This window comes from Methylobacterium sp. J-092, from assembly GCF_022829325.1.
GTDB lineage: Bacteria > Pseudomonadota > Alphaproteobacteria > Rhizobiales > Beijerinckiaceae > Methylobacterium.
The window spans coordinates 1-1237 of sequence record NZ_JAKSXU010000009.1; the positions used below are offsets into that span (position 1 = coordinate 1).

Genomic DNA, 1237 nt, shown 5'->3' on the forward strand with positions numbered 1-1237 from the left:
GGCCGCATTCTCCTGATGCACGCCAACAACCGCGATGACGTCAATGAAGCCTTCGCCGGCGACATCGTCGCGCTGGCCGGCCTCAAGGACACCCGCACCGGCGACACGCTGTCGGACCCGGTCAAGGTCGTGATTCTCGAGAAGATGGAGTTCCCGGAGCCCGTCATCGAGATCGCGGTCGAGCCGAAGTCGAAGGCCGATCAGGAGAAGCTCGGCATCGCGCTCGTCAAGCTCGCGGCGGAGGATCCGTCCTTCCGCGTCTCAACCGATCAGGAGTCGGGCCAGACATTCCTGCGGCGAAGGGGAGAGCTCCACCTCGACATAAAGGTCGACATCCTGCGCCGCACCTACAAGGTCGACGCCAACATCGGCCAGCCGCAGGTGGCGTACCGCGCGAAGCTGACCAGCCGGACCGAGATCGACTACACCCACAAGAAGCAGACCGGCGGCACGGGCCAGTTCGCGCGGGTGAAGTTCGTGGTCGAGCCGAACGAGCCGGGCAAGGGCTTCGAGTTCGCCCCGAAGGTGATCGGCGGCGCGGTGCCCAAGGAGTACATCCCGGGCGTCGAGAAGGGGCTCAACTCGGTCCTCGGCGCCGGCATCCTCGCCGGCTTCCCGGTGGTCGACATCAAGGTCGAGCTGATCGACGGCGCCTACCACGACGTCGACTCCTCGGCGCTGGCCTTCGAGATCGCGTCCCGGGCGGCGCTGCGCGAGGCCCTGCAGAAGGGCGGCTCCGTGCTGCTCGAGCCGGTGATGAAGGTCGAGGTCGTCTCGCCGGAGGAGTATACCGGCTCGGTGATCGGCGATCTCAACTCCCGCCGCGGCCAGATCCAGGGCCAGGACATGCGCGGCAACGCCAACGTCATCAACGCGATGGTGCCGCTCGCCAACATGTTCGGCTACGTGAACCAGCTGCGCTCCTTCTCGCAGGGCCGCGCCAACTTCACGATGCAGTTCGACCACTACGAGGAAGTGCCGCGCGGCGAAGCCGACAAGGTCATCGCCAAGTACGCGTAAGTCTTTCCTCGACATCCCATCCGCGTCGCCGGCCTGACCGCAGGTCCGGCGCGCACCCCTCATCGAACCGGAGGCTACCATGGCCAAAGAGAAGTTTGCCCGCACGAAGCCGCACTGCAACATCGGCACGATCGGTCACGTTGACCACGGCAAGACGTCGCTGACGGCGGCGATCACGAAGGTCCTGGCGGAGTCCGGCGGGGCGACGTTCACGGCC

The 1237-nt window shown here is 66.2% G+C and carries 2 protein-coding genes; both read left to right on the forward strand.

Annotated elements, in window-relative coordinates:
* Nucleotides 1–1020 (forward strand): elongation factor G (locus MKK60_RS00120; RefSeq protein WP_409567341.1); only part of this gene is annotated, 1020 nt, incomplete at its 5' end.
* A 79-nt stretch (nucleotides 1021–1099) separates the two neighbouring features.
* Nucleotides 1100–1237, forward strand: a 138-nt coding sequence (locus MKK60_RS00125; RefSeq protein ID WP_243934179.1) for a GTP-binding protein, incomplete at its 3' end; no start/stop codon positions are given.